The sequence below is a fragment of the Maribacter sp. genome (genome assembly GCF_049667165.1).
GTDB lineage: Bacteria > Bacteroidota > Bacteroidia > Flavobacteriales > Flavobacteriaceae > Maribacter_A.
On record NZ_JBATHS010000185.1, the window covers coordinates 1 to 5,965 of the forward strand.

Sequence of the window (5,965 nt, forward strand, 5' to 3'; positions counted from 1 at the left end):
TAGTTATACCGTTGGCACCAGTGAACTGCCCCAACATAGTTGGCCCGAGCAATTCGTACAGCTCATAGCCAAAAAAGGTATATTACTAAACCCTCCGACCATCCTAGCCGGCGAAGGATGGACCACCGACAAATTGCTTAGCGAGATCTAAAGCGCAACTTTAGAATCCGAATATGATCTAGTCTCCCTACTCATTGGCGTGAACAATCAATATCGAGACTTGGACATTGATCAGTTCAAGGATCAGTTTAACAAACTGCTACAGAAAAGCATATCCCTTGCCGGAAACGATACTTCAAGGGTTTTTGTACTATCTATACCTGATTGGAGCGTAACCCCGTTCGCCAAATTCAAGGACAAGGATAAAATACGTCAAGAACTGCTTCGGTATAATGCAATCCTTGAAGAAACGGCTGAAAAAAGCGGTATTCTGTTTATCGATATCACCAAATCATCACAACAAGCAGCGTGGAATAAGGCGCTGATTGCATCCGATAGTTTACATCCTTCCGCAAAAATGTATAAGGATTGGGTAAAAAAAATACAAAAAAAGGTGGTAAAACAATGGCCTTGACACACGTAAAGCTTGGTTTATTGACCAAAAGCCGTAATCACCAAATTTCTTCCCGAAGCAGTATTGCGATGCTCACATAAATAAATGCCTTGCCAAATTCCCAGATTCAATTGTCCCTTGGTAATGGGAATTTGCACCGAGGCCCCCAATAAGGAAGATTTAATATGGGCGGGCATATCATCGGAACCCTCGTAGGTATGTATATAATAGGGGGCATTCTCAGGTACCACCACATTCATGTGGCTTTCAAAATCTACCCGTACCGAAGGGTCGGCGTTTTCATTGATGGTGAGACTCGCCGAGGTATGCTTGATAAATACCTGCAGTATTCCTTGTTCAATGTTCTTGATATCGGGCATACTACGCAACACGTCTGGGGTAATCAAATGATATCCCCTTGGGAAAGGTCTTGTCCGGATTTCCTTTTGATAAAATTTCATGGGTATGGATCGCTTTAGTAACTCCACGTAATATAAACTTTATACATATATTTCTTATTATTTGATTTGAACAAATACCTTTGCATCTTATAAATTCCAAAGATGGATTTTTCACAGGTAAAAATGGTGGTCACCGATATGGATGGCACCTTGCTTAATTCGAACCACGAGGTCAGCGATCGCTTTTTTGAATTATTCAATGAATTGAAAAAACGGGGTATCCTCTTTGTGGCTGCCAGTGGACGACAATACAACAGTATTCTTGACAAATTGTATACCATCAAGGACGATATTGTGGTTGTGGCCGAAAATGGAGGGTATGTGATGCGTAAAGAGGTGGAACTTCTGTCGACCCAGCTTCCGAAAGACCAACGAAATAAGGTCTTGACCGTTCTAGATTCGGTTGAAAACATACACCCCGTGCTTTGTGGGAAACAAAATGCCTTTCTTACAGGCGATTCGGATACATTTGCCGATCTGTTGAAACAGTATTATTCGGCCTTTGAGATCGTCGAGGACCTGAGTCAAGTCGATGCTGAAATTTTGAAGGTCGCCATCTACCATTTTGAAAGTTCTGAACGCTTTATTTACCCAGCGGTAAAACATTTGGAGGGTGACCTCAAGGTAAAGGTATCTGGGGAGAACTGGGTCGATATATCGAGCGTCAATGCCCATAAGGGATATGCCTTGCAAAAACTACAATCGCTTTATCAAATTAAGCCCGAAGAGACCATGGTTTTTGGGGATTATAACAATGACTTGGAAATGCTTGCTTTGGGCAAGTACAGCTATGCCATGGCCAACGCGCATCCGAATGTCAAGAAAGTCGCCAAATACCAGACGGGAAGCAATGACGATTTTGGGGTAGAACGGATATTGGAGAAGTTGTTGCGTTCAAGTTCGTAGGTGATGGCTTGTAGTTTATGATTTTCCCTCTGCCTACAATTGCAGCCTTAGCCAATGGTTATCTAGGGACTACGTCTTTTGCTTCTTTTTCCGTGCGGCCGGAAATAAGACATTGTTCAGGATCAGGCGATATCCTGGGGAGTTAGGATGCAATTCGAGTTCCGTTTTTGGGTCTCCTACGCGATGTTGATAATCCTCAGGGTCATGCCCCCCATAAAAGGTGAAGAATCCCTTTCCCTTTATACCATGAATATAACGCGCCTCACCATTGATCTTATTTTCACCCAACACCAAAACCGTAGGTTTGATCTCATTTCTGGTAAAGGCCGTGGTCTGCCCCATAAACCCTTTTACCAATGCTGTATGGTTCTGACATAACATCGTGGGTACCGGATCCCATTTGGCCGAAAAATCCATCAAGGTAAAATAATCTGATTCCTTGGGAACCTCCCCCCTTTTATTGGTCATATCAATGGAGGAAAATTCATATTGCAATGGGTTTCGTTCCAAGATGAAATTCGTAAAGGCGAACGTTTTATCGTAATCCAACCTACTTTGGTAGTTGGGATCCGAAGGGTCATTGTCGAACATGGGTTCACAAATATCAACCCCATCCGCCGCCAGGGCGATATCAAAGCTATCCGTAGCGGAACACATCGCGAACATAAAACCACCCCCTATCACAAAATTCCTGATTTTCAAGGCAACATCCCTTTTTTCCTCGGAAACCTTGGTGTAGCCCAATTTTGAAGCAAGGTCTTCGGCCTCCTTTTTCCCTGCAATATACCAAGGCGCGGCCCTATAGGCACCATAAAATTTACCGAATTGCCCCGTAAAATCCTCATGGTGAAGGTGCAGCCAATCGTACAATACCAATTTATCACCTAGTACTTCCTCATCATAAACCGTCATATATGGGATTTCTGCATAGGTCAATGCCATGGTCACGGCATCATCCCATGGTTGATTGGTTTTTGGTGAGTAGACTGCTATTTTTGGGGCCTTTTCAAGAATAACGGCTTCTTGATTTTGTGACGGACTGCCAATCTCATCCAATATATGTTGGGCCTGATTATCAGAAAGAATTTCAAAAGAGACCCCACGAATTTGGCATTCCCTACGAATGTTCTCCCCATCGGGCAATAAAAAGGATCCCCCTCTATAGTTCAACAACCATTGCACCTTTTGCTGCTTGGTGAGTACCCAAAAGGTAATTCCATAGGCCTTTAAGTGGTTTTCTTGGCTCTCCGCATCCATGGGAATTAAAATGGAGGAGGCCGATAGTGTATAGGAAAACAAGATTAGAACAAGCGTTATGAAAAGACCTTTCCTCCCCTTGCTGGGGAAAAGACTCCTAAAGAAGCTAAAAAGGTACGTCGTTTTCATCGGGATTAAAGTCATCATTCATTGAACTACCAAAAGCCTCATCGGCATTGGGCAGGTTTTTGGTCAAAAATGGGTTTTCGTCCGCTGCGTTCATTTTTGATTGAAACTCAAAAGGCGAATCGAAATCATCTAAATTATCAAATTTACCCAGTTGACCAATGAACTTTAACCTAATATTATCCAATCCACCATTTCTGTGTTTGGCGACAATGAACTCGGCTTGCCCTTGGGTGGGTGTGCGTTCTTCATCATCCCACTCCTCTATCTTGTAATATTCGGGTCTATAAATAAAGGAAACTATATCGGCATCCTGTTCAATAGCCCCCGATTCCCTGAGGTCTGACAGAATAGGACGTTTACTGCCCCCTCTGGTTTCCACGGCCCTGGATAACTGCGATAATGCAATGACCGGAAGATTGAGTTCTTTCGCCAAGGCTTTGAGGTTCCTCGAAATCGTGGAAATTTCCTGTTCACGATTCCCGCCTTTTTGACTACCCCCTGCGGTCATCAATTGTAAATAATCGATGATGACCATTTTAATGCCGTGTTGGGAAGCCAAACGCCTTGCCTTGGCCCTTAGGTCAAAAATGGATAAGGACGGGGTATCATCGATAAATAAGGGCGCTTTTTCGAGGGTCTTGACCTTGACATTCAGTTGCTCCCATTCATGCTTTTCCAACCTTCCTGTACGCAACTTTTCTGAGGAGAGGCCTGTTTCGGAAGAAATTAATCTGGTGATCAACTGTACGGAAGACATTTCGAGTGAAAAGAACGCCACCGGTATATTGGAATTTACGGCAATATTACGTGCCATGGACAGCGTCAAGGCCGTCTTACCCATACCCGGACGGGCCGCCACGATAATCAAGTCACTTGGTTGCCACCCAGAAGTAAGTTTGTCCAATTTATCAAAACCTGACGGTATGCCACTCAAGCCCTCCTTATTGGCAATTTCCTCAATTCTTTTTTTGGCCTGGATCACCAAATTCTGTGCGGTTTCGGCAGAGCGTTTTAAATTGCCCTGGGTAACATCGTATAATTTGGATTCCGCTTCATCCAACAAGTCAAAAACATCGGTGCCATCATCATAGGCATCCTCGATGATCTCACTCGAGATCTTTATCAGACTGCGCTGTATATACTTTTGTAGAATGATCCGGGCATGAAACTCGATATGGGCGGAAGAAGCTACTTTTTGGGTGAGTTTTATCAGGTAAAAGTCACCGCCGACCAACTCTAATTTACCATCTTTCTTTAATTGGGAAGAAACGGTTAATAAATCAACCGGTTCTGAGGTTTCGAAGAGTTTGAAAATGGCTTCATAGATGAAGCGATGGGCGTCTTTATAAAAAACTTCGGGATGTAAGATATCTATTACTTCGTCGACCCCTTTTTTGTCAATCATCATAGCCCCAAGCACAACTTCCTCTAAATCAACTGCTTGAGGAGGTATTTTACCTCTCTCCAAGTTGATAATAGTGGTTTTGTCTATCTTATGGCCAATAAGTGGCTTGGGTTTCTCCATGAATGCGAAAATATGTAATTAACCTTAAGTTAACATAGGTTTAGGGGTGAACTATTTCAACGGTTCATTAACAATTTACCTGTTGATAAGTTACGAAAACTGTTGATAACAGAAAAAAGTCGGGAAGGAAAACAGCTATGGTTTATGAACGGTACTAAAAATGAGGACTAGCCATTGAAAACGCCCATATTCAGATATTTTTCCATTCGCAAGGACACCAGTTCCTTTGGTGATAACTTTTCCAACTCCTCAAAATGTGAAGTTATTTTGTTCTTTACGATTTCAAAAGTCTTCTCCCGGTTCCTATGGGCACCTCCCGCAGGTTCGCGCACTATTTCATCGATCAGTTTCAACTTTTTCATATCAGGGGCCGTAAGTTTCAATTCCTCGGCCGCTTGTTCCTTGTATTCCCAACTCCGCCATAAAATGGAGGAGCATGATTCGGGTGAAATCACCGAATACCAGGTATTCTCCAACATTAAAACACGGTCTCCTACGCCAATGCCCAAAGCACCTCCTGAAGCACCTTCCCCGATAATGGTAACGATAATGGGTACTTTTAACCGTGTCATTTCCAGAATGTTCCTGGCTATGGCTTCGCCTTGTCCCCGCTCTTCTGCCTCTATCCCCGGATAAGCTCCTGGCGTATCGATAAAACATACCACAGGAATACCGAACTTTTCAGCAGATTTCATAAGGCGCAATGCCTTTCTATACCCTTCAGGATTGGCCATACCAAAGTTGCGGTATTGTCGCGTCTTGGTATTGTACCCCTTCTGTTGCCCAATGAACATATAGCTTTGGTCTCCGATCTTACCCAAGCCACCGATCATGGCCTTATCATCCTTTACCGTGCGATCCCCATGAAGTTCCAAAAAAGTATCCCCACAGATTGCCTTGATATAATCCAAGGTATAGGGCCTATTCGGATGTCTGGAAAGCTGAACGCGTTGCCAAGCGGTAAGGTTTTTGTAAATATCCTTTCGCATTTCAATCAATTTCTGTTCGATCTGCTTACAGGTTTCCGTGACGTCGACATCGCTCTCCTCACCGATGATCATACACTTATCCAGCTGATCTTCAAGCTCTTTTATAGGAAGTTCAAAATCCAAATATTCCATGAGTTGGCTAGGT

At 43.3% G+C, this 5,965-nt stretch carries 5 protein-coding genes and 1 pseudogene; 2 read left to right on the forward strand and 4 right to left on the reverse strand.

The window, feature by feature from the left end; all coding sequences use genetic code 11:
- Positions 1-178: 178 nt before the first annotated feature.
- Positions 179-574: pseudogene (locus tag WBM98_RS09670) on the forward strand (GDSL-type esterase/lipase family protein); the annotation flags it as partial.
- Between the two features lie 17 nt (positions 575-591).
- Here WBM98_RS09670 and WBM98_RS09675 read toward each other — a convergent pair.
- Positions 592-1,014 (reverse strand): secondary thiamine-phosphate synthase enzyme YjbQ, encoded by a 423-nt coding sequence (locus WBM98_RS09675; protein ID WP_424365818.1) that lies wholly within the window; start codon positions 1,012-1,014, stop codon positions 592-594.
- 102 nt (positions 1,015-1,116) lie between these two features.
- Between WBM98_RS09675 and WBM98_RS09680 the strand changes: the two genes are divergently transcribed.
- On the forward strand, positions 1,117-1,920 hold the full coding sequence (locus tag WBM98_RS09680) for an HAD family hydrolase (RefSeq protein ID WP_424365819.1): 804 nt from the start codon (positions 1,117-1,119) through the stop codon (positions 1,918-1,920).
- A 69-nt stretch (positions 1,921-1,989) separates the two neighbouring features.
- On the opposite strand, the gene WBM98_RS09685 is transcribed toward WBM98_RS09680, so the two are convergent.
- The 3 genes from WBM98_RS09685 to WBM98_RS09695 form a co-directional block, all read right to left on the reverse strand.
- Positions 1,990-3,177, reverse strand: a complete 1,188-nt coding sequence (locus tag WBM98_RS09685; protein WP_424365821.1) for an asparagine synthetase B — start codon at positions 3,175-3,177, stop codon at positions 1,990-1,992.
- A gap of 106 nt (positions 3,178-3,283) precedes the next feature.
- Positions 3,284-4,831 (reverse strand): replicative DNA helicase, encoded by a 1,548-nt coding sequence (dnaB, locus tag WBM98_RS09690; RefSeq protein ID WP_424365820.1) that lies wholly within the window; start codon positions 4,829-4,831, stop codon positions 3,284-3,286.
- Between the two features lie 167 nt (positions 4,832-4,998).
- Positions 4,999-5,952, reverse strand: a complete 954-nt coding sequence (locus WBM98_RS09695) for an acetyl-CoA carboxylase carboxyltransferase subunit alpha (RefSeq protein ID WP_424365822.1) — start codon at positions 5,950-5,952, stop codon at positions 4,999-5,001.
- Between the last annotated feature and the right edge of the window lie 13 nt (positions 5,953-5,965).